This window comes from Flavobacterium sp. PS2 (assembly GCF_046250155.1).
In the GTDB taxonomy this organism is placed as follows: Bacteria; Bacteroidota; Bacteroidia; order Flavobacteriales; family Flavobacteriaceae; genus Flavobacterium.
In genome coordinates this window covers 1381476-1408161 of record NZ_CP176426.1, presented here as the reverse complement: position 1 = coordinate 1408161, position 26686 = coordinate 1381476, and the positions used below count along the sequence as shown (strand labels likewise).

Below are 26686 nucleotides of genomic sequence, written 5' to 3'. Positions count from 1 at the left end.
GGTTAGTTGTTCAAATTTAATAAAATATTAAATACTAATTACATCAGATATTTTTGTTTTAAATAACTGATGTCTAAAATGTTAGGTGCGTTTTTTATTTTGTTCTATTTTGATAAAAAAAGGGATGCTTTAAAGCATCCCTTTTTTCTATTTAATTAAGAAATTAGATTTATAAGTTGTTTCTGAATTGCGTAATACCAGATAATATACTCCGGTAGTTTTTAAATGGGTATGGATTTCTTTTTTAAAGTTATCGTTTACATTTATTTTATCCTGTTCATAAACAATTCTTCCTCCCACATCATATATTGTGAGTTTAAATGTTCCCTGCTCACCAATTAAAGTTAGTGTGAATGTACCATTATTAGGAACGGGAGCAATGGTTAATCCTTTTTTATCTGGATTTGTATGATCATCGATAGCCAGAGTAGCATCTACTTTTATTTCTGAAGATGTTGTCTTGCTACATAAACCTGTTGTTACATAATTTAGAGAAAGAGTTTGTGTTCCCTTTTGTGTCCATTTTATGGTAACAGTATTATTTGCCTGACTTACAATTTCTCCTCCGGTTACAGTCCAGTTATAGCTTTGCATATTTGGTGTAGCGGTGTAGATAGTAGTAGCATTGGTTTCGGTAATAAGAGCATCTCCTGTTATACTAGCCAAAATAGTATTTATAACACCCACATTTTCATAAACAATTCCTTTTCCTTGTAAGGCACTTGTTTTTTTCTGTAGTTTAGATAAATCGATACCAAATGTAAGTTCTCCATTCTCATTGAATTTCTCTATATTCTGAATTTTAAATTCAGTATCAGATACTTTAGCGATTACTGCATTTTCATTAGAGATACTTATTCCTCCGGCTTTGATTATTAAGGCGTCTTTTGTAAACTGAGATGCCGTGATTTCATCTGTAAAAAGTACTTTAAGATGCTCTATTTCTGAGCAATCAGTATTGCTTGTTTTTACTGGTATAATTGTACTGCTAAAGTCCACAACATCTATGTATGTTTCGATATTTACTGGATCGCTGGCATTTCCATATTCATCATAAGCAATGGCTTCAAAAGTATTTTTCCCGATATATCCTGTAATAGCAAAACTTAAATCTCCTGTTGTCTCTACGTATTTTTTATCTACTAATACTTTATTAGTTGGAGTTATTACATAAAGTTCTATAGATTGTTTATTTTCTATAGTTTTTAGAGTGATAGATAAATCATTGCCAGAAGTAATGTTATCTGTTGCCGAAATTCCTCTATCAGGAGTTATACGCATATTATTTGGTGAAGCTGGTTTATCAAATTTCACAGTCCACATCGTGCTTGTAGTTCCAGTTCCATAATTTCCAGATACATCTATAAAGTTAGATTGATCAATTACTAGTTTGTATCCATTTGCAGTATGTGTGTGTTCTCCTAATCCCGAGATCAGATAATGTAAATCATCCTGTTTTGTAACAGTTAATTTAGCATTTAGATCCACACTTCCTTTGTATAGCTTAATCCAGCTAGCTTCAAAATTATTTTTTAATGGTTTATTTAAAACTATCTGCATATCTGTTACGTTCTGGCTATTAAGCGCTCCCTGATATTGTGGCTTAAAGCTATCTACTTCCGGAACAACTAAATCAACTTTCCATTTATGAGATTGTACTACTAAACCTAACGAGTTATCTTCGGCTTTCATAGATGGCAAATCTACAGCTAATTCATATTCTCCTTTTTCCAGATTGTATTGGTTTAATCCTACGATAGTATATTTTTGATTGTTCTCTGTTACTATCGAAATGTTATCCAAAGGTTTTCCGTTTAGCTTTAATTTGTCTTTAGTAAACTGGATTGGTTTTACTATTTTATTAAATGATATCTCAACGCTATTTACGGCTTGGGCTTCTGTTTGATCTGTTTTAAACTGAATGATTCCTAATTCTCCAATTATTTGTGTCCAGGAAACAGATTTACCTTCAACCCCTTCGTTCTCTTCCAAATCTTTTATTCCTGCACATTGCACTGTTAGTTCGTAATAACCAGAAGCAATGGTTAGGGTTTTAATGTTTAAGACATAAGTAGAGTCGTTTACTTTGCCAATAAAACTATCATTAAAAGGGATTTTATTTCCTTGGTGAATTAATGTTATGTTTTGGGCAGTAAAGGTGCTCGGGTTTATGGCTTTATTAAAGTTTACCTGAACTGATTCTACTGCTTTGGTTGTTGTTGACGGAATGCTCTCAAAAGAAGCTACTTTCGGTACATTGGTATTTATTGGTGTATAATACAACGTGTATTTTTCTAATCCTGATATTTTGTCAACAAAATGAAGATTGTTCTCATATTTAGGATCTGCTCCATCTCTTAATGTAACAAATGTTTGCCAGAAGTTTAGCAAAGGCAATTCCAGTTGATCACTGTTTCTAACAACTTTTACAAGTTTGTATTTGTCTCTGCCCGGATCTGTTAAATTACCATAATTCCACCCTGTTTTAGACGAGTTCATAGTTAGAATTGTCGTTACCTGAGTTGGTGAAATAGGGTTAGAAATAGTTGCGGTACTTACTTTATATACTTCGTCACTTCCGCCATTAGAATAATAAATAGCATCAGGAACATCGTTTATATCTGCGATATCATTTACTAAGAAATCGGCTATGTTATCATGTCCAGCCTCATAAGCTTTTACGCTTTTAATAAGTTCATGAACATAAGATGCTTTTATTAGGCTCAGATTTTTATTTCCGTAGCTGCTCAAATGTTTTACTTTTAAATCATATTCTATAAAATGCCCTAACAATGTACTGGTAAACCACCATTGTCCGATTGCAGCTTTTTGTGGTTCAATATTTCCAAAATCTACGTTAAGTAAACCTAATTGTTTAGGCTCATTATTAAAGTTACTACCTATGATTTCAAAATCAATTAATAGTCCTTTTTTGTTTTCGATAATTTCAGGTTGTATAGATTCTACCTGAACATTTTTGGCTTGACCGTAACCTTCATTTTTAATTAATAATGCCATTTCTGCAGGAACCATAGGTTCTATTTTTTCCGTTAGAGGGTCATCTCCAATAATATCACGCTGCATAAAATAATGCAGTACTAAATCTGGGCTTGGATTTACTTCCAGCGTAACTGGGTATAATTTTATTGTTGCTATTTCTCCTGTATTTGGATCCAGATAAGATAATGTTCCTCCAAACGAATAAGATTTAGCAACTGTAGGAGCAGCCTCTTTTGTTGGTATAAAAAGTACTGTTCCAGATTTGTTACTTTGTGGACCAACAATTCCTGTTCCGCTCAGGAAAGCATCTTTATTAATTTGGAATAGATGGGTCATATCATTTCCAGATTCGTCTGTGATTATCAAATCTAAGTTTATGTTTTTTATTGAGTTAAGATCACTACCATTGTTCATAGTTAAAGTACCTTCAAAAGCTTCTCTGGTCATCGTCATTTTTTGAGAGAACTTTACTGTAACTGTGGCACAAACAGAATTAGATGATTTTCTGTCTACATATTCTTGTAAGTCACTTTTATCTTTTTCATACATTTCGTAAGCAGAAACAAAACCTCTTGCTTTTGTATGGTCTGCTAATTCTTTTGCCTTTAAGGCATAAACATCTAAACTATCTTTACTAATAATGGTAGCATATTGTGCATTTGGAGAAGTAATTCCTTTATTCCAGGCTTCTACAGACTCATTCCATCTTTGACTGAATACATTTATGTTGGCAGCGCTAATATCTGTTAAAACAAACCTGCTTTTCATAACAGCAATATCAGTTTCGGTAAAAATTTGTTTCTTATCTAAGTTTGTAGCTACTTCTTTTACAAAATCAGGGAAATTTTCGCTTTCAAGAATTTTATTGTTATTAAAAATAAGTTCTTTTTTCTTGGTAAAAGCATCGTCTGCAGCTTTTAATTTTGTTAAATCCTGTTCAATTATTTCGAACAAGCTTGGTCCTGCGTTTCGACCTGTTATTGAAAGTCCCAGACACGTTTTTACTGCGCTTAATGCTCCCCATATACAACCATAAGTCTGTTTTTTTATGAGGCATCCGATTCCGCTTATTATTGCATCTTCCCAAGTAGTCGATGTAAGGAGAGAAAGCCCACAACTAAGAAGAACTGTAGGTGGATAACAGGCTAGAACTGCAGTTCCAATGGCAAATGCACATGGGTCACATGTAATATTGGCATCATAAGTAAAATCGATTGGGGAATAACCGGTTCCTCCTGGTACAGGACAATTTCTACAATATACATAATTTGGACCATTAATTACCGGAATGTCTACAGGTCCTGGATTGGTACATTCTCTCGAAAAAGAAAATGAATGTGGTACAGCTACCCAATGACTATCAATACATTGATACGTATACCAAGCCATTACAACTGCATCACAAGGGGCTGCTGATGCTGCTGCTCTTAATATGGTTCCCGTCATTCTTTCGACCTTAACAGGAATCTGGATAGATTGTTTGGCTAATATATCTATTTTATCAATTAATGGTGTAAACTTATATTCGTTGTCACTCGGAAACTGCAGATATACATCTTTGGCAGTAATAAGCCCTTTGTTTGTAAGGGTTGCCATTAGTATATAGCTACTTCCTTTGGCTATATCCTGAACTTTTTTATCCATTTCTACGACAACTACCGGAATGGGAACATTGGTTTCGTATTTTACAACAAGTTCAGTTTCATATTTATCTTCTATTTCTGTAGGTTTTACAGTCCATTCGTAGCTGATTGCCTGATAAGCCAAATAAATACTTTGCTTATTAACTTTACCCGGATCAACCAAAATATTACTTTGATGATTACTGTGTTTGTCAGCCGTTACGGTTAAAACATAACTTCCTTCTGGAAGATTTTCGGCATTAAATAATCCGTTTTGATCAGTTACACCTTCTGCAACAATAACGCCCGAGAATGGATGACGTACTACTACTTTTGCTCCTTTTAGATGTGGTGCTTCTACAGTATTGTATGTATAGTCATCGACTGCATCAATAAGTAAAGAACCTTTGGATTCGGATACTGTTTCTATTTTAAAAGGCACACTAATTCCTTGTCCATTAGCAAGAGATATTGCTAAGTTTCCAGATAGAGGAATGTTAACTTGTTGTTTCTCTGTAGGGGCTAATTCTAATATTATATTAGCGGTTTCGTTTGGAGCTATTTTATCTATAACCGATTGACTTTTAAGTTTCATCCAGTCTAGTTTAGGTAATTCCACTTTTACTTTTTCGGCATCTATAGCTCCAGTATTGGTAATTGCCAATTCATAATAGCGAGAACTTCCTTTGGTCATTGTGGTATTAATACTTACAGGGTTTGCTACTATTTTTGCCGTTTGAATTTGACAATGGTAATAGGCTAGGGCTGTTAGTTTTGCTCCTTCATCAGATGAGATGGTAAAGTTAATAGGGTAGTACTTCTCTTCTTCAGAAGCTTTATCGGCTAATATTGTATAATTTAATATGGCTTCTTGTCCTGCTGCCAGTGTTAATGGTGTTACTTGAATGTTAAATCCAGCATCTGTAGGAAGTTCAACTTTTATATTAGTTAGCGCAGTTTTGCCATTGTTCTTTAATTTAAACTCTCCTTTAAAAGGTGTTTTTTCTACTACTTCCCATTTTAAATAACCAGATGGTTTGTTGGTCCATTCAAAACCAATAATATCAAATTCTGCTTGTGCAGCATTATTCGTTCCTGGGTAACCAGCACTTACGCCATAGTGCCCGCTTTCTGTTTGTAGCGGTTCAAAATCATAAGCAAAATTTCCAGAAGCATTTGTTGTAACGGTATATAGGCGAACAAAGTTTCCGCTTGTAATCGTGATTTCTACTTCTTTGATTGCTGCAGGAGAATTATTGAGCATTTTGGCAGATCCGGTTATAGTAACTAACTCGCCAGATTTGTATAATGACTTAGCTACGGTAGCAGTTGCAAAATAACCCGGAAGTAATTTTATTTCAGTATTGGCTTCGTTATTTGTAAATGTTAATTCGTCTGTTTTTTGATTTGAATTTATAGTTACAATTAAAAAATAATCGCCAGCTTTTTCAGGCAGCTGAATTGGTTTAACTAAATTTAGTGATTTTCCTGCTTCGATATCTTTGTCTAATTCGGTAGTTGCCAGCAGGATTGCATTTTTTGTAGATTTATCTTTAGAAAGGTAATATTCTATTTTAGAACCTTTGGTAAGAATGGCAAATCCTTGATTGGTAATTGTTGTAGCTACTTCGATGTTATCTTTTCCTGTTGCTTGAGTTACAGTGTTTATTTTTGTAATAGTAGCATCAGGTTTATTTTGATCGGTTACAATTATCCATGCAAATCCAGAACTATAATTGTCTGCTTCGGCTTGAACACGTATGGTTTGATCTCCTTTTTTATTTGGATCTATTTTAGTGCTTATTTCTATCTCTATGGCTTCTTTTCCTACAGGAATAGTAGCAGTTGCAGGAATAGATACAATTGTAGGAGCATCTGACGAAAGTCTGACAGGAATAGCTGTCGATGTATCTACAGTATTTCTTGCAATAGTTATTTTTGCAGAATTTTCTTGTCCTGCCTTAACGGTTGTAGGGTTTGCTTTTACAAACAAAGCAGGGCCATTACTATCTAGTATGGTAATGGTTTTTGCCAATTGGCTTCCTCCGTTTCCTGCAGCAACTGTACAGTTACAAGAAGGAATATAAGCATCTGCGGTTACTTTTACAGTTTTTGTTCCATCGACAAGTCCGTTATTTATAACTCCAATGTTGATTTTTTTCTGGTTTACATTTGCAGGAAATTCAATAATATCAGGAAGAATTAAAGTATTTGCTACATTGGCAGACAAACGGATTTTTATGCTAACATCTGTTTTATCCAATCGTTTTATGATGGCATAAGTTGCATAAACTCCATCTCCTTTAGAAATGGTTTCGGGTGTTATCTCGAATTCAAAAGTAGGAATGTTCGAGCTTTTTAAGATGATTTCGGTGCTACTAGCCTGGAAACCTTCGGCTCGGATTGTAATCTTTCCTATTACAGTTGCTTCTGGTACTTTATTGTCTCTAACCTGAACAGTAAAAGAAACAGTTTTGCTTCCTGATGGTAGAATGATTTCTGATGGAACAATCCAACGGGAATTCTGATCTGCAGTAATGCTGAATTTTGTGTCTTTGTTTTTTGCAAAATCGGTTTCTAAAGTAACAGTAATCATCTCCCCATCTGTGGCTGTTGTTTTTGATGGTATTAGTGTAATTAATGAAACCTCATCATCTATAATTTCGATATTATCCGAGACTGTAGGGTAATCATTGCCTGTTACAGATAGTGCTACAGTTCTGTTTCCATCGGCAGCAGTATTGTCTACAGGTTTTATATAAAAAACGACAGATGATTGGTCTTTAGGGATTTTTATATTCGCAGGAAAATCTAGTTGTCCGTTTTGCGAAGCAGCAAGTTGATATGTTTTATCAGTGCTTCGGTCTCCGCTTTGGGTTATGGTTGCCCGGATTACTTCTGTGGCATTTTCGGAAATAGATTTTTTATCTAAGGTTAAATACAATACTTTTTCGAGCAATATTGTATTGGGACTAATAAGTTTATTGTTGCCTTGTAACGCATCTGGTTCTTTTACAGATGAATTAGGAACCAGGTTTATTTTAATTTTTACGTTTCCGTCTATCCCTATAATTTTAGGAAGGTTGAAAGTAGCATTTCTGCTAATGGTTTTCTTGCTCTCTAAATCACCATCATAGGAAACACTTCCTAAATTATACTCGATACCAGTTGTTTCCGAAATTATACTAATTTGTTCTGTCCATCCTCCAGCTGCAATACGATCTCCGATGTTGTTTACTCCCCATGACAATGTAATTTTTCCGTTAGGAGTAATCTGAGATTCGCTGCTTGTTATACCCGAAATAGTTAAATCTGGATATTGCGCTGTTGCTATTGTAAGTATTCCGTTTGTATGGTTTGAGCCTATGTCTATTGCGTTTTTAGAACTCAATACAACACTAGAAAGGTTTAGGTTATGAGTTTGCCCTGACGGATAATTTATCGGAATTTCGATCGGAATTTCTAATAAAGCCCCGCTATTTCCTTTAAAAGGATTACTTGTTAGCGAGAGAATTATAAAATGATAATTTCGTGGGTTATTCTTCTCGATATTTACATAAACTGCGTGGTCTCCTTTACGGCTATCACTTATTTTGCTTGCTTTTTCGTTAATGATAAGTCCTTGTGGAACTGTTAGCGTAAACTCAGCTCCAACGACTTCATCTGTATTGGATAAATCGATTAAAATTTTTGATTCTTCTCCTGGTCCGGCAGTTGCATTTATAACTTTTAGACTATTTTGGGCATAAGTAAGTGTTCCTAAAAACAGAAGAATAAATGCAAGAAAGGGTCTTAATTTTATAGGGGTTAATTTAGTAGATGTCATTTTAATAAATTTATTGTATTAACATTTTTCCTTTAAATATTTTTGGGCTGTTTGAAGCTTGTACTTCCAGAGTATAAAAATATACTCCTGCAGCAAGTTCTTTTTGTAAAAAGACCGCTTCATGTTTCCCTTCTGAGGTTTCTAAATCTGATTGTAGTCGAACAATTTGCCCTTGCATATTGTACACTTTCAGTGTTACCTTAGTTGCGTTTTCTAGCAAATGATATTTTATTGTTGTTTGTTCTCTAAAAGGGTTAGGGAAGTTCATAACAGTATCTTTTCCAGAATTAACATCGATATCATCTATTCCTAGTGTTCCGTTTACAATTTTATAAGGAACTTCGTTTGCATTATCATCGGATATTACGGCAGAAACAATAGTCGTTTTAGGCGCTACTTTGGCAATAGCCACCTTACCCGATAATGTTTTGTCGATAGAGAATCCGACAACACTTGTTTCGTCTTTATTCTCTGCAATAGATACTGTATATCCTTTGGCTGAAAGCAAATCTGATACTTGTTCTTTGCTTATTCCTTTTAAACGAATGTCAAATGCTGCTGTAGCTGTTGCTTGACTATCGATGTATAAAATATCATCTTCAATGCTTAACACTGTATTCTGATCATTTATTAAGGCAAAACGTTTAGCAGCTTGTTGTACTTTTTCTTGTACTCCATCCTGAATTTTATTTATCAGAAGAATAATATCCAAGAGGTTTAAATTCTTATCCTTATTAATATCGGCTGCAGCATAATTAAAATACTTTGGTTTTTGGCTCAGAGTATAATTTAAAGAAGATTGGATGTCTAGTATATTTACAATACCATCCAGATTGCTGTCTCCCTCACGATAGGTTAATGTATAAGTAAGGATACTATTTCTAGCTGATCCGGCTATTTGTCTAAGCTCAAGAGTTTGGTTGTTAGGGATATTCCATTCGCTCATTATATTCATTAGCTTAATACCATCTTCAGGAACTGTTACCATTTGGTAATTGTCTTTTAGCGTCATATTATACGATTGACTTGGACTGAATAACTGATTGGTATGGTCGTAACGATTTATCTTCTTGTCTTTTATTACTGTATTTACTGTTAGCGGTAATGCGCCTAAATTAATTTTTTGACGGTCAATTTTAAAATTCACGTTGGACGGAAATACAGCATTTGTTTCTGTAAGTTCATTCTCCGAAAGGTCGATTGTTTTAAGTTTGGTTAATCTTGATAACTCGTCTGGAATACTGCCTGTTAATTTATTACGGGTTAGGTTAAGGCTTTGTAGCTCTACAAATTTGCCTAACTCGGCACTTATATCTCCAATTAAGTTATTATCGGTTAGGTTAATTGCTACAACGTGTCCATCATTGGTTGTAACTCCTTTCCATCTTTTTTCATGAAGATTATTTGTAGATATATCCCAAGGTGTTTTCCAGTTTGCACCTCCGGCTTTTTGGAAAAACGCAACCAAGGCATCAAATTCTTCTGCTAGAAGAGGTGTTTCAGATCCGTCGGCAATTCCTTTATATTGCAAGTAAGTACCCTGAGAAGCACCTGTTCTTTGCCAGATAGTAATTTTTGCTCCCGCAGGAACATCTGCAATAGATACGCTCGGGAATACTATGATATTGCCTTCTGGTGTTGCCTCAGATATTTTAAAGTTATTTGCTTGTAAGGCAAATAAATACTTTCCTTCTTGCTCTGGATTAGTTTCGTTATAGGTAGTGATAGGAGGTAAGACTACACTAATTTCGTCTCCTTTTAAATACAGGAATTCCTCTTTTACAATTGTTTGCCCTCTTAGGTTTACATATACTTTACTCAGATCATAGGTAAAAGCTGTTTCCAGAGCATCAAAACCATTATTAGATAAATCCAGCTGTTCTATATTCTGGAATTGATTGAATTGTGCCGGGATAGTTCCTTTAAACAGGTTGGCTGCTATAGATAATTTTTTTAACCCTGATATTCCAGAAAGTACTGGTATTGTTCCTCCTAGTTTATTTGCATGTAAGTTCAGGGTTTTTAAATTTGTGAGTTGCCCAATAGTCGTTGGAATATTTCCTTCAATAACATTCGATTGCAGGTTTAGGGTTTCCAGATAGGTTAAACCAGATAATTCTTCAGGAAGTGTTCCTGACAGATTATTTCCTGATAAACTTATTGATACAACATGACCTTCTTTTGTGCCTACACCATACCAACTTACTTCATGAAGTTTGTTTTGTGAAGTATCCCATTTTTGAGTCCATTGTGCTCCATTAGTACTAGCATAGAATTTTTTTAGAATTTCAAATTCTTCCTCTGCCAATGGTTTTCCAAAAGTCACTTTATTATAGTTAATAGTTGTTCCCTGAGCTGTTCCGTCGTTTTGTGTAATCGAAATTTTGTCGGTTAGTTTTATGCTCAGTAATGCTATATCCTTAAAGATTAAGTTGCCTTCTTTATTAGAATAATTTGATACTTTATTTATGCCATTGATGAAAAGCGTAAAATAATTTTTGTTGTTAATACTTCCTCCATCGGCGTTAAAAATAAAAGTGCTAAGTGTTGGCAGGTTTATCACCAATTCATTTGCACCTACTTCTATAGTTGGGACAGTAATGGTTTGATATGTAAAATCAACTGTTTTTAGTAAAGGCAAACTAGCTAATGCTTCGTCTGCATTTTCGATATTATTATAACTTAGAGTAAGTGTTTTAAATGCTTTTAATTTCCCCCATGAAGAAGGAATAATTCCTTTTAATTTGCAATATCTTAAATCTAAAGACTCTAGAGATTCCAGCTCAGAAAAGATTGCTAAATCGGTGGTGCTTAAATCTTTTGTGTAGTTTCCTCCATACAAAGAAAGGTTTTTCAGGAATTTTAAATTCCCAAAAGAAGCAGGTATTGCTCCTGCAACGTTGCTATTATTGTTGAGGTTAATACCAGTAATATGTCCGTTTTGTATACTTACACCATACCAGGGACCTTCATGTAAATTATTTAGGCTAGTGTCCCATTTATTAGTCCATTTACTGCCTCCCATTGCATTATAAAAATCTACCAAAGCTTGATATTCTACATCTGGAATCTTAGGCTGATCTACTTTTACATTAGTGAAATAAATATTACTATAATAAGCTGCTCCCGAAGCTCCATCATATTGCTGACGCAGATATAGCTGATCTCCTGTTTTTAGTGTTGCGAGATAAGTTGCAGGAATGGTTAAGCTTGCATCTTGTGCCACAGTTAGGTTAGTTCCTACCTGAGTACCACGCACGTATACTATGAATTGTCTTTTTGCCGAAAAATCATTAATAGGTCTGTTATAAAGAACGGTATTAGGTAAATTACTAATCTTTACATCGGTTCCTTCATACAGAAAGTTTTCTATACTAAGAGTTTGTGAGTTTAATTCCAGAGCTACAGAAGTTTTTAATAATCCCTGAATAGTACCTACTTTATTGCTAGAAAGATCTAAAGATGTTAATGCATTTAGGTTTTCTAATTCTTTTATAAGAACTTCTATCTGATTGCTATTTAGGTTTATAGTTGTTAAATTGGCAAGAGAACCTATTGATGTAGGGATAGTTTTTAGCTGATTAACGGATAAATCCATTGTAACAAGACTTGTCATTGCGCCCAAATCTTCTGGTAATCCTGTAATTGCATTGCTACTTAAATACAATGATTTTAGTTTCTTAAGCTTGCTCCATGAAGCAGGTATGTCTCCTTTTAATTTGCTATATCTTAAGTCTAAAGTTTCTAGAGATTCTAACTCAGATAAAACACTTAAATCGGTAGTGCTTAAATCTTTGGGGTAACTTCCTCCATAAAGAGAAAGATTTTTTAGGAATTTTAAATTTCCAAAAGAAGCAGGAATTGATCCCGCAACGTAATTGTTATTATTAAGGTTAAGACCTGTTATATGTCCGTTTTCGATACTCACACCGTACCATGCTCCTTCATGAAGGTTGTTCAGGCTAGTGTCCCATTTATTGGTCCATTTATTGCCGCCCATTACGGTATAAAAATCTACCAAAGCTTCGTATTCGGCATCGGGTATTTTTGGCTGATTAACCTTTACATTAGTAAAAAAGATGTTGGTATAATATGCTGCACTTAGTGTTCCGTCGTATTGCTGACGCAGGTATAATTGATCTCCGGTTTTTAGTGTAGCGAGATAGCTTACAGGAATCGTCAGGCTGGCATCTGGCGCCATAGTTAAATTTGCTCCTACCTGACTACCGCGTATGTAAACGCCAATTTGTCTTCGACCTGAGAAATCATTTTTAGATTTATTGTAAGTAACCACATCCGGGAAATTGTCCACTTTTACATCGGTTCCTTCGTACAAGAAATTCTCTATGTTTACGGTTTGTGAATTTAGCTCGAGGCTTACGGTACTTTTTAGCAACGCTACAATATTGGATATTTTATTGCTTGAAAGATCTAGTGTTTTTAACGCATTCAGATTTTCGAATTCTTTTATAAGTACTTCTATTTGGTTACTTGCCAGGTTTAAGGTTACAAGATTTAAGAGGTTGCCTATCGATACTGGGATAGTTTTTATCTGGTTGGATGATAAGTCTATCGTTACCAGACTTTCCATTGTGCCAAACTCTTCTGGCAATCCTGTAATTGTATTGTAACTTAAATACAATGATTTTAGTTTTTTTAATTTACCCCATGAAGCAGGAATATCTCCTTTTAATTTTGAATATCTTAAATCTAAAGTTTCCAGAAATTCAAAGTCAGATAAGATTCCTAAATCGGTTGTGCTTAAATCTTTAGTATAATTTCCTCCATAAAGAGAAAGACTTTTTAGATATTTTAAATTTTTAAAAGAAGCTGGTATTGCTCCCGCAACATTACTATTATTGTTAAGGTTAAGGCTTGTAATATGTCCGTTTTCGATACTTACGCCATACCATGCACCTTCGTGAAGATTGTTCTGAGTTATATCCCATTTATTATTCCATTGTGTTCCGCCCATAGTATTATAAAAATCTACTAAAGCCTGATATTCTAAATCGGGTATTTGTGGTTGGTCAACTTTTACATTAGTAAAAAAGATGTTGGTATAATAAGCCGCACTAAGCGTTCCATCATATTGTATGCGCAGATATACCTGATCGCCTGTTTTTAAGGTTGCCAGATAACTTGCCGGAATAGTTAGGCTTGCATCTTCTGCCATTGCAATATTTGCTCCTACCTGACTGCCTCGTATGTAAACACCAATTTGTCTTCTGCCCGAAAAATCATTTTTAGATTTATTATAGGTAACTATATTCGGGATGTTATCGATTTTTACATCGGTACCACTGTACAAAAAGTTCTCCAGGCTTATAGATTGAGAATTTAGCTCTAAGCTTACCGTACTTTTTAGCAAGGCTACAATATTCGAAATTTTGTTGCTTGAAAGATCTAACGTTTTTAAAGCGTTTAAACCTTCAAATTCTTTTATAAGAACTTCTATCTGATTACTGGCTAAGTTTAGCGTTACTAAATAAGAGAGATTACCTATAGAAACTGGAATTGTTTTTATCAGGTTAGAAGATAAATCCAAGGTTACCAGATTTTCTATTTCTCCTAGTTCATCTGGTAATCCAGTAATTGTATTGTTGCTTAAATACAATGTTTTTAATTTTTTTAGTTTACTCCATGAAGCTGGGATATTCCCTTTTAGCTTGGTATATCTTAGATCAAGAGTTTCTAGAGATTCCAGTTCTGATAGAGAACTCAAATCTGTAGTATTTAAATCTTTGCCGTAGTTTCCTCCATATAGAGAAAAGCTTTTTAGATATTTTAAGTTTCCAAAAGAAGCCGGTATTGCTCCCGATATATTGTTGGTATTGTTGAGGTTAATTCCCGTTACATGTCCGTTTTCTATACTTAGACCATTCCATGCACCTTCATTAAGGTTGTTTTCGTTAATGTCCCATTTATTATTCCATTTGCTACCATTCATGGCATTGTAAAAATCTACTAATGCCTGATATTCTATATTTGGTATTCCGGGTTGGTTTACTTTTACAGTAGTGAAATAAATATTACTGTAATATGCCGCTCCAGAAGTTCCATCATATTGCTGACGCAGATATACTTCATCTCCATTTTTTAATGTAGCCAGATAAGCCGATGGAATCGTAAGGCTACCATCTTCGGCAACGGTTATATTTGTTCCTACCTGACTCCCGCGGACATAGATTCCTATTGGTCTTCTGGCTGAGAAATCATTTTTGGTTCTGTTGTAAAGAACAACATTTGGGAGATTGCTAATTTTTAAATCAACTCCCTCATATTGCAATTTATCCATGCTAAGAGTTTGGGAATTTAATTCTAAGCTAACGGTACTTTTTAATAAAGCGTCGATAGTTGATACTTTATTGCTGGCTAGATTTACTGTTTTTAAAGCAGTAAGGTTTTCTAATTCTTTTGTTAAAACACTTATTTGGTTGGTAGATAATTCTAAGGTTATTAAGCTTTCCATCTCTCCAATTTCTTTGGGTAAAGAAGTGATGGCGTTGTTACTTAGATATAAGGTTTTTAATTTTTTTAGCTTATTCCATGAAGCAGGAATGCTACCTTTTATGTTACAATTTCTTAGGTCGAGAGTTTCTAGAGCTTCTAATTCTGATAGAACTCCCAAATCGGTTGTGCTTAAGTCTTTGCTGTAACTTGCGCCGTAAAGGGAAAGGCTTTTTAAGAATTTTAAATTCCCAAAAGATACTGGAATTTTACCAACAATGTTACTTGTATTGTTGAGGTTAATTGCTGTTACGTGTCCGTTTTCTACGGTTACACCATACCAGGCAACTTCGTGAAGATTATTTTCTTTGGTATTCCATTTATTATTCCAGTTAGACTCACCGGTAGCTTTGTAAAAATCGACCAAAGCTTGGTATTCTGTATCAGGAATTGGAATGTTTGTTGGGGTTTGGAATGCAAAAATTTGGGAACTAATAAGGAGAAATATTAGTCTAATGAGTAGTTTTTTTTCCATAACTCAAGGGTTTAAAGGTCAGTTGATTGGCGTTATTTTTAGTCGTTAGGTAATAATTGCCAAAAGTAGGAAAAATATCTATGTAAAAAATTGACTAAATTGTTTATTTAAGAAAATACGTGTGATATTCTTATTTGTTAGTTTAAAAAGTAAGAATTTGATAGGAAGATTTGGCTTAAATCCTACTGAATACAAGGAGGGAGAGAGGAGGTGGTTTCTGAAAAAGATTTTAATTTTTTTTACGAATTAAAAAGATTTTATTACTAAATTTATTTTTACAAACGATTACATAAAAAACAATAGTAACAAAGTTGTATTTAATTTAAACCGATAAAACTATGAAAGTACAATATCAAGGAGAACATAACGGGAAACCGACAACATTCGAAATAAGAATAATTGGTAATAATCTTTCTAAATCTAGTTCTAATTATCAAATCGATTTATTGGTAGGAGATAATAAACTGCCTATAACTTCATCAATGATACATCAGAGTTTATCTAATTGTTTAAAAGATATTTACTTATTCCGCAAAGCAAATAATATAAAGTTTGATCCCAATTCTGAAAAAGTATTGCCAAACTTAGTACCATACGATTTAGTATTGTACAACTATAATAAGCATGCCTTGTTTATGGCTTGAGGAAGGTTCTGAGGCACTAAGGTTCAAAGGTTTTTTTAAAGGGACTAAGGTTCTGAGAGACAAAGGTTCAAAGGTTTTTCAGTTTGTCTGTGAAAAGATTTTGAGTATTCGCTGTCTTGTCATTCTGAGTGTCCCGAAGCTTCGGGAGAAGAATCATAATATTGCGTTTTTTTATGTTCAATCCAAACCTTAGTACCTCAGTACCTTTGCGTCTTTGAACCTTTTTTTAAACCTTTCTCCACACAAACTGAAAAACCTTTGAACCTTTGTCTCTCAGAACCTTAGTGCCTCAAAAAGAACCTTAGTTCTTTTCCTTAGAAATTTCCTCAACAATTCTTCTATTAATATCAATCTTGGCGCCTGTAAATACAAAAATGGTTGTTTTGTATTCTCGGGCATTTTTATTTGTGATAGAATCGGCTACTATAGCAGTCTGAAAGTATGGACCAGTTTCTGCCATTTCATCATCATTTTCATGGTATTCTTTAACTCGTATTAAGCTATTGTATTGTATATCAAGATTAAACCAGTTAATATAATCGGCATTAAAGGAAACTGCTTTTATTCCTTGTTTGGTATAATAATTAATTGCTCCAGCCTGTCCGTAATTGTCACAAAGAACGAGGGTTTTCTTTTTCTCTGGATTTGGAATAGTTGCATAAACCGAATCGGTTTTGCGGGCAAGTTCTTTCCAACCAAGCATATCGGCGTAATCCTGAGGTAAATTATGATCTTTGCCATCTTCCCATTTTAGCATACCTAGTTTTTTGTAGTTTTCGGGATGCTTTATGATGTATTCAGGGCTTTTATTAGGAAAAGACAAATTGTACATAGGAATAAACAACAACAACGGAATGATTACAAATACAGGTTGTAAATAACGTTTCTTACCCGAGTTTAAAATTTGTGAAAGATAAACAGCGCCAAAAGCAATGTAAATAGGATACAGTCCAATTGCGTAATAAGCTTTGGCTTTAAAGTATAGAAAAACGATTATTGTAAAGATAAGTGAGCTGAAAAAGAATCTATATTTCTCGAAAGGTTTGTAAAATAATAGCGCATATAAAGCCGAGAGAATTACAAGCGAAGAGCCTATAAAATAAAGGAATTGCTTTTTTAAAAATTCTACTCGATCCATGTTTACCAATTGTGTTTCGGCGAGTTCCTTCATGTGGTGAACAACCGGAAAATGGTTGTTGTATTGCCATAAAAGATTTGGAAGAATCAATACTAAACCTAAAAGTAAGGTGATATAGAGCTTTTTTTCTGTAAATATTCTTCTTTGTTTAGATAGTATCAAGGCAGGAAGTAAACCTATAAGTAGGAAAAGAATATTGTATTTGTTGAGGAATCCAAAGGCAAATGCAATTGCTCCTATATAAAGCCATTTAGGTTTTTCGGTTGTAACGTATTGTATTAGGATATAATAAAATCCTGTCCAACATAATACATCTAAGGAGTTGGGCTGATAAAGAATGTTTATTCGCAGTAATGACGAAAATATAATGCAAGTTGCACCGAGAATTAAGGCGTATAAATTTCCGTTGAGTTTTTCGATAGTTTTCCAGACGATTAAAAGTGTTAAAACACCAAAAAGAGCTGGGAAGAATTTTACCCAGAAAACAGAATTTCCGAGTAACAGGATGATATAAGAAATCCAGGATGTTACAGGAGGAACCGATAAATATCCCCAAGCGAGATGATTTGCCTGATCGAGATGTAGGTATTCATCACGTTGCAAATCATATTCTGGACTTATTAATATGTATTGTAAAGCAAACTTTAAAATAATAAATCCGAGTAAGATTATGGTTTTCTTAGTCATGGGGTTCGTGCTCTAAATAGCTAAAATGGTTTGTATTAATTCTTTAGCTAATATATAATTTATTTTAATTTTAGACCAAGATGAAAATACTAGAACTTATAAAGTTCTAGATTCTCTAAAATTTTTTTTATTTATGCATTTTGTTTTAATTCGTATTCGATATGGTTGTCTTCCAGATCACCAATTTTAATGAAGTTAAGGCGTTCAAGAAGTTTTATTGCGTTTTGGTTTTCTTGAGATGTTTCGGCCCAAATGCGGTTTAATCCTATATGATTACTTCCAAATTCTATGGCTAGAGTCATTGCCAAAGTCATAAAACCTTGTCCACGATATTGAGGCAATAAAACACAACCAAGTTCTCCCGCTCCAATGTCTAGTCCGCGATAGTAACCACAAGTTCCAACAATTTTATTGGTTGTATTATCTGCAATACCCCAATGTATAGAGTTGCCATCAGTATAATCTTTATCGATTTTAGCTTGCATTTCTGCTGCTTGCTCTAGTGTTTTTGCTTGAACAGCATCATAATACGAAATTTCGATAATGTCGTTAAGATCAGAGGGTAGTATTTGGCGCAAAGAGATTTTATCGCCAATAACGTTTGGAAAACTATTGTAAGGAGGTAATTTCATTTTACAATTTTTTATTGTTTGGTTTAGCTAATATATAATTTATTTTGAGGTAGACTTAAATAGGAAAGCTGTAAAATGCAAAAGCTCCGGATTTCTCCGAAGCTTTGTTTATGATATAAAATGATTATGTATTGTATTTAATGTGTGGTGTTTATTCTAATTGTTGCTTTTAGTAAAGCTAATCCTTTAACGTTTTTAAAGTGAATATCTTTAGCTTGATGCTGAGGATTTTCGCTTACTAATTGTATCCAATCTTCACCTTTATTCGATTTCTGGACTTTTTTAATCATAACAAATTCTTCAGAATCATCGGTTATTAAAGAAACCAAATACATTTCGCCCCAAAAAATATTCTCGGGAATGTTATTTACTTTTTTGTACACAATAATATCTCCACTTTTTAAAAGAGGATACATACTATCACCATTTACATAAATAGCACCATCGCATTTTGGTAAACCAGGAATCGAAATAAAATCTATTGGGTCTTGGTTGGCATCTTTAAACAAAGAAACAATTCCAGCAGAATCCTGGATATCGTATAATGGTACTTTGTTTTGTGCAGTTTTATTATAAACAGGATTTGGTTCCTGAAGTAAATTATTTCCTAAATCGGACTCGTCTTCAAAACCAACGGGCTTTAATATCATGTTTCCTCTTCCCATTAAAAGCCATTCGGCACTAATATCGGGATAGACATTGAGTATATGCTCTATTTTTGATACACCAATATCTCTAACCTTATCTAAAAAACCATTAGAAAGACCAGTTTCGATGTAGAATTTTCTTTTGTTAATTCCTTTATATTTAATAAGTTGTAGGATTCTGTCGATAATCATCGTATATATTTATAGATTATTTACTCAATTTATTATAATATGTAGGATATACTCTATATATTTGTAACATTATAAGAAAAAGATTAACTAAAAGACAAACGTACAAAAAAAAAGAAGAAGTATGCTTATGACTCACGTATCATTAGCAGCTTGTACAAGAAATGAGGCGAAAGTCTTTAGTATTCAGCAGTGTTTAGGTGGTTATAAGGGCAAGATTAGTAGCTACAAAATAGGAGATGTTTTAACAAGTAAAAGTAAATTATGGATTATCCGATTAAAATAGCACAAAGTAATCCCCATCGTGAGCGATTGGAAAAAGTAATTAAAGATTTGCTTCATTTTATCGAAGCAGGAGTAGTTTATGTATCCTATAGTGCTAGCAATAATGTAGTTATTATAACATTTGTCTTGAAGGAAAATTGTAGTCAGGACGGAGATGCATTAAATGAAACAACACATAAATTCATAAAATTATATCCTGATTTTGTCTTTAAATTCATTAATTCTAATTGGGTAGATTATGGATTTAAAAAAGGAAAACTGTTTTTTATACAACATTGTACTTTTAAAGAATTGGTTTATTTTGAGCCAGATTCTAAAGTATTCTATCCACGTACAGACACTTCTAAACAATTGTCTAAAAGAGCCAAAAAACGATTTGATATAGACATTGAAGCTGCGGTAGTAATTTTTCGTAATGTCTCTATTTATACCAGAAACAATAAGCGGGTAGAAGCAGCCTTTGCATTGCACCAAACCTTGCGTTATATTTATATCTGTGCTTCAGAGTTTCTTATGCCAGAATTTATTAGTTCTACATGTTTATTAATGCATTATGATTATATAATAGATTTTGCACCTACATTTAAAACCATACTTAATAAAGAAAACCAAGAAGATAAAGAGATTTTGGTAATGCTTAATGCCGCTTACAATAGCATACAACAAAACCGTGATATGGTCGATATTGATGCTGCATTAATTGATAAAGCCAAAGGAAAAATCGAATTAATGCAGAGAGAAATTAACAGACTCTTTATTGAATACGTAAAATCGTGTAAACAAAAAGTAAGAGAACTGAATAATCAATCTTTTTTAGGGAAATCGATTTTTAATGGAAGAATCCAGCCTAATTATATTATGGATGAGGCATTCTCCCAGATAAGTGCTGTAATTGTAGAATCCCTTAAAACAAGATCAATATATTGTTTTGGATATACAACAAATCATAAACAGGAATTAATAGATAAAAACAAGAATTATAGTAATGAACTTCCTGATTATCATTTTTATTTGTTGGTTCTTAACCTGGAACATATAGAGAATGCGATAGAGTTGCTGCAAACTCAGATTACGGAGAAATTTGGGAATAAATACAAAGTAACCATCCTTAATCATAGTGCTAGTTATTTGCGTAAGAAAAGCCAAAACAAGAAATATTTCTTAGATACTATTATAGCAAATGGACTCTTGATTTATAATAATCCTTTATATCTTGTTTATTCTAATGTTTTTGAGGTGGAACGAGATACAGATTTTTCAAAGAAATATTTTGAAAATCGTATGTTGCTTGCTCAACAGTTCCTTAGCCTTGCTCAAAATTGTTTTATAGAAGATTCGACTTTTATAAAAAACATACTCCATCATAAAGCTGTTGAACAAATAGCAGGAGGACTCATTTACTTGTTTCTGGGATATCACTCGGGTAAGTTTTCTATGAATTATTTATTTTCTTTATTGAATTACATAGAAGAAATTGAGTTCCCTTTTGATTTTACTGATGAAAAAGAAACTGCAATCCATCAGCTGATGATTGCAAATTCTGAAATGTCAGGATCTAAAGATGTGCAAAGTATAACTATCGAAGATGGAAATATTCTTGAAGAAAAGTGTATTAAATTCTTTATGATGGCAAAAGAAATAGCCGAAAAAGAATTTGAAAGACTTGAGAATCGTTCGGATTCGTCAACGTAACGCTAGGCGAAATTTTTTATGCGTTGAAATTAATTGTAGCAGCAAGTATCATTGGTTTATGAGATTTTTTTGGTTTAACCAATAAAAAAAACAATTACTCGTTTACTGCCAATGTATCTTCTAAATTAATTACTTTGTATAAAATTTAAAGTCAAATGAATAAAATTTACTACCATATTCTTTTTTGGGTATTTATCTTTTTATACGTATTTGATTATATAGCCTCTTTTTACAATTTCAAAGAAAGTGTTTTGTACTCTTCTCTTGAAGTTATATTTTTTGGTATAGAATTTTATATTAATCTATTGGTTTTGCTTCCGTTTGTTTTAAACAAAAAAGGGAAAATAGCCTATATCGCATCACTAGTTGTCTTATTAAGTCTTAGTTTCTCTGTTTATTACTTTACGGGTTTAAATGTTATTTTGTACGATGATGATTTGCTAAAGTCTTTTACTTCATTTCTTTTAAACCATTCACTTTATATTTTTATCTCCTATATTGTTTGGGTTTTTAATAAATATTTTACAGAGAAACAATTGCGATTGCAATTAGAAAACGAAAAATTACAAACGGAAATGATGTTGCTAAAATCTCAAATAAGCCCACATTTTCTTTTTAACGCGCTCAATAATATTTATGCATTAACTGTAATAAAAAGTGATAATGCACCCAAAATGCTAGCTACTCTGGCAGATATACTTCGCTATTTTCTTTACGAAGGCAGCAAAAAACAAACGTCCCTAACATCGGAAATTGAGATAATCAATAAGTATATTCAGATTCAAAAATACCGCCAGATAGAAGGGATGGATAATATTACATTTAATGTATCCGACGACAATTCGGTAGAACAAGTGCCGCCATTATTACTCATTACACTTATAGAAAATGCGTTTAAACACGGTGATATTATCGAAAGTAAAAATGGATTTGTTACAATAGATTTAAAAACGATTCAGAACAAGATTGAATTTACGATTGCAAATTCTTTTCAATTTAAATCAAATAATCAAGGAATTGGATTGCAGAATTTAGAATCTCAGCTTAAAAATTTGTTTGGGAATGAATATGAATTAAAAATTGAAGATAGCAATTCGATATATAAAGTAAGCCTAAGTTTTTATGGAAACAAAGACAGTATATAAATGTTTAATCGTCGATGACGAAACTCTTGCCCGTATATTAATACGCACGCATTTGCTGCAAATTCCAGAACTCGAGGTTGTACACGAATGCTCATCGGCTCTTGAAGCAGACAAATACCTAAAAACGCATAAAGTCGATTTAGTTTTTTTAGATATTCAGATGCAGCATTTATCAGGAATAGATTTTTTAAAGTCATTACAAAATCCGCCAAAAGTAATTTTTACAACTGCTTACTCAGAATTTGCTTTGGATGGTTATGAATTAAACATTGTAGATTATTTATTAAAACCAATAACTTTTGAGCGCTTTTATAAAGCAGCAACCAGAGCATTAGAATTATTGAATTTAGAGAATGATACCAAAGATGCTACCGAAGCTACTTTTGTAGATAAATCGATAGTTATAAAATCCAGCCATCAGCATATTAAAATTCTCTTGACAGATATTTTATACATAGAAGGGCTTCATAAATATGTAAAAATTGTTACGGAGAAAAAAAATTACACAACCTTAATTGCTCTGTCAACAATGGAAGAAGAACTTTCGAACCAGACTTTTTATCGTTGCCATCGTTCCTTTATTGTTAACCTCAATAAGGTAGAATTAATAGATGGTAATCTAGCCATTATTGGCACTCATAAAGTGCCGATTAGTAAACTAAACAAACAAGAATTTCTAGCCAAATTAGGTAAGAGAATTGGTTAAGAAATAAGCAAAACAAACTTTCTGTACCCAAAACAATCCATTTGGGAGAAAAAAAATAATTAGGGGTTTAATAAGTATTCTATTTGTCGAATAATTATTAAACCCCTTCCCGTATTAGTCAATAGTTTTTGCCTAAAATAAAAGAGGAATTATAGTTATACCAAAGAGTATAAATAATTTAAAAAACAAAAAAAATGAACAATAAAGCAATCTTAACTATGACTTTTGCAATTATAATTTCGGCTTGCGATAGCGCAGATCTTGATGCGACAACATCTAAACCAGATCCAACTAAGCCACTTACTTCTGTTCTTTATACGATGCCAGAAGAATCTTCGACTCATGAAGGAACGTGGTTACAATGGCCACATCAATATGAGTACGGAGTAAGTTATAGAAATAGTCTGGATGCAACATGGGTTGCTATGACCAAAGCATTAGAGTCTACAGAAAAAGTTCATATTATAGCGTATGATACAACAGAAAAAACAAGAATAGAAAAACTTTTGGCAACAGCCAGAATACCATTAACGAATATTAATTTTAAAATACACCAAACAAATGATGTTTGGGTTAGGGATAACGGTCCTATTTTTGCCAAAAGCCAATCAGGTCAGGTAGTGCTTCAAGATTGGGGATTTAATGGTTGGGGAGAAAAATTTGGTTATGAAAAATGTGACGCAATCCCATCTTTTATAGCATCAGAAATAGGTATGACAGCAATAAAAGTTCCTATGGTAAACGAAGGCGGAGCTGTAGAACTAGATGGTAATGGAGTATTAATGGCTACGAAAAGTGCTGTTTTGAGTCAGAAAAACAGATCGACCAGAAATTACGGTATGACACAAGCTCAAGCAGAAGCTAATTTCACAAAGTATTATGGTGCTACAAAATTTATTTGGTTAGAAGGAGGTTTTAGTAAATACGATGTAACCGATATGCATATTGATGGAATTGCAAAGTTTGTTCCTGGTAATAAATTGGTAACCATGAGTAATGATGATTTGCTGGATTGGGGATTAAAGCAAAGTGATATCGATTTATTGTATAATGCCTCTAACAAAAATAATCAGGCATATACCAAAGTTTATTTGCCATTATCTCAAAATGATGTAGTAACTACAAACGGAACCAATTTAGGCTATAAAGGATGTTACATAAACTTTTATATCGCCAACGGAAAAGTATTAGTGCCAAATTATAATGATCCTAACGATGCTGTAGCAAATGGTATTATTGCAGGTTTGTTTCCGGGTAGAAAAGTTATAGGAATCGATGTTCGAAATTTATACAAAAATGGAGGAATGGTACATTGTGTAACACAGCAACAACCGAAATAATAAAAACGAATTAAAAATACCACGAGTGCTTCATTAAAGGAGAAAGCTCAAAACCTCTTCAAATGTTTTATTTTGGAGAGGTTTTTTATTTAAATTTTGTCTAGTCCTGAAATAGCGATACACAAAAAGTATCGTTATGGAATCATCTCAAGAATCACGCTATGTAAAGCGAACACAAAAAGACTATTCAATGTCTTTTAAATTACAAGTTGTTCAAGAAATTGAACACGGAAAGCTTACGGCAACCGAAGCTACAAAGAAATACAGTATTCAATGTAGAAGGACAGTTGTTCAATGGCTTCGGAAATTTGGTAACTTTGATTGGGAGAACCAAACCTCAATCAAAATGGCAAAAACACCTGAACAAAAAATTATGGAGCTTGAAGCTCAAGTCAAACTTTTAGAGAAACAAAAAGCATTCTTAGAAAGACAGGCTTTTGTTGCTGACAAAAAAGCGATCCTCTTTGATATGATGATTGATTTAGCCGAAAAAGAATATCATATTGATATCCGAAAAAACTCTGTACCCGAACAATCGCCCATTTCAGACAAAGAGAACCACAAACAATAGCATTTACCTGTTATTTGTTCGGGATAGACAGACAGGTTTATTATCGAAAAATTAAAAGAACAGTAATCAAACAAAACAAGGCTAAAGAAGTTGTTTTAATGGTTAATGATCTTAGAAGATTAATGCCTAGAATAGGTACTAGAAAACTATATTATCTTTTATTGGATAAACTCCATTTAATGAAGATTGGAAGAGATAAATTCTTTGATATACTTAGAGCTAATCATTTATTAATACAACCTAAACGTAGCTATCATATAACCACAAACTCACATCATCGTTTTAGAAAGCATGAAAATCGAATTTTAGATCTTGAAATAAATCGTCCTGAACAAGTTTGGGTCTCCGATATTACCTATATCGGAAAAAGAGACAATCCATGTTATTTAAGCTTAATCACTGATGCTTATTCAAAGAAGATAATGGGATATTATGTTGCTGAGAATCTCAATACTCAAAGTAGTTTAAAAGCTCTAAAAATGGCTCTTAAACAAAGAACGCATAATACGCTAACTCTAATCCATCATTCTGATAGAGGTTTGCAATATTGTGCTAATGAATATCAAAAAGAGCTTATCAAAAACAAAGTACTATGTAGCATGACTCAAAACTCGGATCCCTATGAAAATGCAATAGCAGAAAGAATCAATGGAATTTTAAAACAAGAATTTATGATTGATAAGTATCATCAAAAAAGAAAAATCACAAACCTAATAATAAAGGAATCTATCAATATTTATAATGAATTAAGACCACATTATTCTAATCACATGTTAACACCAAATCAAATGCATACTCAAAATAAAATCCAAATGAGAACTTATAAAACAAAAAACAGTTGCAAGAACGTTCTTGCAACTGTTTAATTAATTATTTTTATGTAATAATCCGTATCGCTTTTTTAGGACGAGACATTTAATTTATATCAGTATAAAGATGTTCTTCTTAACTTAATGATATTCTAATCTGGTAGCGTACTTTTTAATTCATTGAAAAAAGTATTTTACTTATATTTGAAATATGGATATAAATAATAAAAACATAGCTACAAGGCGAGCCACAAATACTGATTTGCCTAAACTTTCAGAATTTTTGCAACATCTTGTTAATGCAGAACGTCCGTTTGATCCAACATTAAAAGAGGGCGAAATATTCTATTATGATATACAAGAACTTATACTAGATGAGGTGACAGAAGTTCTGGTTGTCGAAAGCGATAATCAAATTATTGGATGCGGATATGCACAAATAAGATCGGCAAAAGATTTCCAGAAACATGAATTATTCGGGTATATAGGTTTCATGTTTGTGAGCCCGGAATTTAGAGGGAAAGGTGTTAGTAATCTAATACTTAACGACCTTAAAAAATGGGTTTTATCTCAAGGAATAACAGAGGTAAGACTCGAAGTATATTATGAGAATGAATCGGCAGTTAAAGCATATGAAAAAGCGGGCTTTAAAAATCTAACTACAACAATGCGCTGTGTTATTGGTTAAAGTCTTATAATTTGGTAAATGCATAAAAATTAATAGAATAATAAAGGATTCTTTTAATTTTTATGTATTTATATAATACT

13 protein-coding genes are annotated in these 26686 nt (G+C 33.0%); 8 read left to right on the top strand and 5 right to left on the bottom strand.

All coding sequences use genetic code 11. The annotated features are described in order from the left end of the window. Positions 1 to 147 precede the first annotated feature (147 nt). Complete coding sequence (locus ACJ6WR_RS05975) at positions 148 to 8448, bottom strand: CARDB domain-containing protein (RefSeq protein ID WP_409417323.1); 8301 nt, start codon at positions 8446 to 8448, stop codon at positions 148 to 150. 10 nt (positions 8449 to 8458) lie between these two features. Further along, positions 8459 to 15433, bottom strand: coding sequence for a leucine-rich repeat domain-containing protein (locus tag ACJ6WR_RS05970; RefSeq protein WP_409417322.1), 6975 nt, complete (start codon positions 15431 to 15433; stop codon positions 8459 to 8461). A 338-nt stretch (positions 15434 to 15771) separates the two neighbouring features. Between ACJ6WR_RS05970 and ACJ6WR_RS05965 the strand changes: the two genes are divergently transcribed. Continuing rightward, a complete protein-coding gene (locus ACJ6WR_RS05965) occupies positions 15772 to 16077 on the top strand; it encodes a hypothetical protein (RefSeq protein WP_039118743.1) in 306 nt (101 codons plus the stop codon). Positions 16078 to 16378: 301 nt separating this feature from the next. On the opposite strand, the gene ACJ6WR_RS05960 is transcribed toward ACJ6WR_RS05965, so the two are convergent. From ACJ6WR_RS05960 to ACJ6WR_RS05950, 3 genes are all read right to left on the bottom strand, one after another. Further along, positions 16379 to 17902 carry a glycosyltransferase family 39 protein gene (locus ACJ6WR_RS05960; RefSeq protein WP_409417321.1) on the bottom strand — a complete coding sequence of 508 codons (1524 nt, stop codon included), beginning with the start codon at positions 17900 to 17902 and terminating at the stop codon, positions 16379 to 16381. A 131-nt stretch (positions 17903 to 18033) separates the two neighbouring features. After that, complete coding sequence (locus tag ACJ6WR_RS05955; protein ID WP_409417320.1) at positions 18034 to 18534, bottom strand: GNAT family N-acetyltransferase; 501 nt, start codon at positions 18532 to 18534, stop codon at positions 18034 to 18036. A gap of 137 nt (positions 18535 to 18671) precedes the next feature. Further along, entirely contained in the window at positions 18672 to 19373 is a 702-nt protein-coding gene (locus ACJ6WR_RS05950) for a helix-turn-helix transcriptional regulator (protein ID WP_409417319.1), read from the bottom strand. A gap of 261 nt (positions 19374 to 19634) precedes the next feature. Between ACJ6WR_RS05950 and ACJ6WR_RS05945 the strand changes: the two genes are divergently transcribed. From ACJ6WR_RS05945 to ACJ6WR_RS05915, 7 genes are all read left to right on the top strand, one after another. After that, complete coding sequence (locus ACJ6WR_RS05945; protein ID WP_409417318.1) at positions 19635 to 21347, top strand: hypothetical protein; 1713 nt, start codon at positions 19635 to 19637, stop codon at positions 21345 to 21347. Between the two features lie 155 nt (positions 21348 to 21502). Continuing rightward, positions 21503 to 22492, top strand: a complete 990-nt coding sequence (locus ACJ6WR_RS05940; protein ID WP_409417317.1) for a sensor histidine kinase — start codon at positions 21503 to 21505, stop codon at positions 22490 to 22492. Further along, on the top strand, positions 22470 to 23198 hold the full coding sequence (locus ACJ6WR_RS05935) for a LytR/AlgR family response regulator transcription factor (protein WP_039111473.1): 729 nt from the start codon (positions 22470 to 22472) through the stop codon (positions 23196 to 23198). Before ACJ6WR_RS05940 ends, ACJ6WR_RS05935 begins: the two co-directional genes overlap by 23 nt. A gap of 194 nt (positions 23199 to 23392) precedes the next feature. Further along, a complete protein-coding gene (locus ACJ6WR_RS05930) occupies positions 23393 to 24538 on the top strand; it encodes an agmatine/peptidylarginine deiminase (RefSeq protein ID WP_409417316.1) in 1146 nt (381 codons plus the stop codon). 136 nt (positions 24539 to 24674) lie between these two features. After that, the gene (locus ACJ6WR_RS05925; RefSeq protein WP_409415690.1) at positions 24675 to 25109 is read left to right on the top strand and encodes a transposase; all 435 of its coding nucleotides are present in this window, start codon (positions 24675 to 24677) and stop codon (positions 25107 to 25109) included. Between the two features lie 14 nt (positions 25110 to 25123). Next, entirely contained in the window at positions 25124 to 25975 is an 852-nt protein-coding gene (locus ACJ6WR_RS05920) for an IS3 family transposase (protein WP_409415691.1), read from the top strand. 154 nt (positions 25976 to 26129) lie between these two features. Continuing rightward, complete coding sequence (locus ACJ6WR_RS05915) at positions 26130 to 26606, top strand: GNAT family N-acetyltransferase (protein ID WP_409417315.1); 477 nt, start codon at positions 26130 to 26132, stop codon at positions 26604 to 26606. The last annotated feature ends 80 nt before the right edge of the window (positions 26607 to 26686 follow it).

Coding starts and splice junctions, on each gene's coding strand:
- ACJ6WR_RS05975 (WP_409417323.1), bottom strand. CDS start 8,448: ATGACATCTACTAAATTAACCCCTATAAAATTAAGACCCTTTCTTGCA.
- ACJ6WR_RS05970 (WP_409417322.1), bottom strand. CDS start 15,433: ATGGAAAAAAAACTACTCATTAGACTAATATTTCTCCTTATTAGTTCC.
- ACJ6WR_RS05965 (WP_039118743.1), top strand. CDS start 15,772: ATGAAAGTACAATATCAAGGAGAACATAACGGGAAACCGACAACATTC.
- ACJ6WR_RS05960 (WP_409417321.1), bottom strand. CDS start 17,902: ATGACTAAGAAAACCATAATCTTACTCGGATTTATTATTTTAAAGTTT.
- ACJ6WR_RS05955 (WP_409417320.1), bottom strand. CDS start 18,534: ATGAAATTACCTCCTTACAATAGTTTTCCAAACGTTATTGGCGATAAA.
- ACJ6WR_RS05950 (WP_409417319.1), bottom strand. CDS start 19,373: ATGATTATCGACAGAATCCTACAACTTATTAAATATAAAGGAATTAAC.
- ACJ6WR_RS05945 (WP_409417318.1), top strand. CDS start 19,635: ATGGATTATCCGATTAAAATAGCACAAAGTAATCCCCATCGTGAGCGA.
- ACJ6WR_RS05940 (WP_409417317.1), top strand. CDS start 21,503: ATGAATAAAATTTACTACCATATTCTTTTTTGGGTATTTATCTTTTTA.
- ACJ6WR_RS05935 (WP_039111473.1), top strand. CDS start 22,470: ATGGAAACAAAGACAGTATATAAATGTTTAATCGTCGATGACGAAACT.
- ACJ6WR_RS05930 (WP_409417316.1), top strand. CDS start 23,393: ATGAACAATAAAGCAATCTTAACTATGACTTTTGCAATTATAATTTCG.
- ACJ6WR_RS05925 (WP_409415690.1), top strand. CDS start 24,675: ATGGAATCATCTCAAGAATCACGCTATGTAAAGCGAACACAAAAAGAC.
- ACJ6WR_RS05915 (WP_409417315.1), top strand. CDS start 26,130: ATGGATATAAATAATAAAAACATAGCTACAAGGCGAGCCACAAATACT.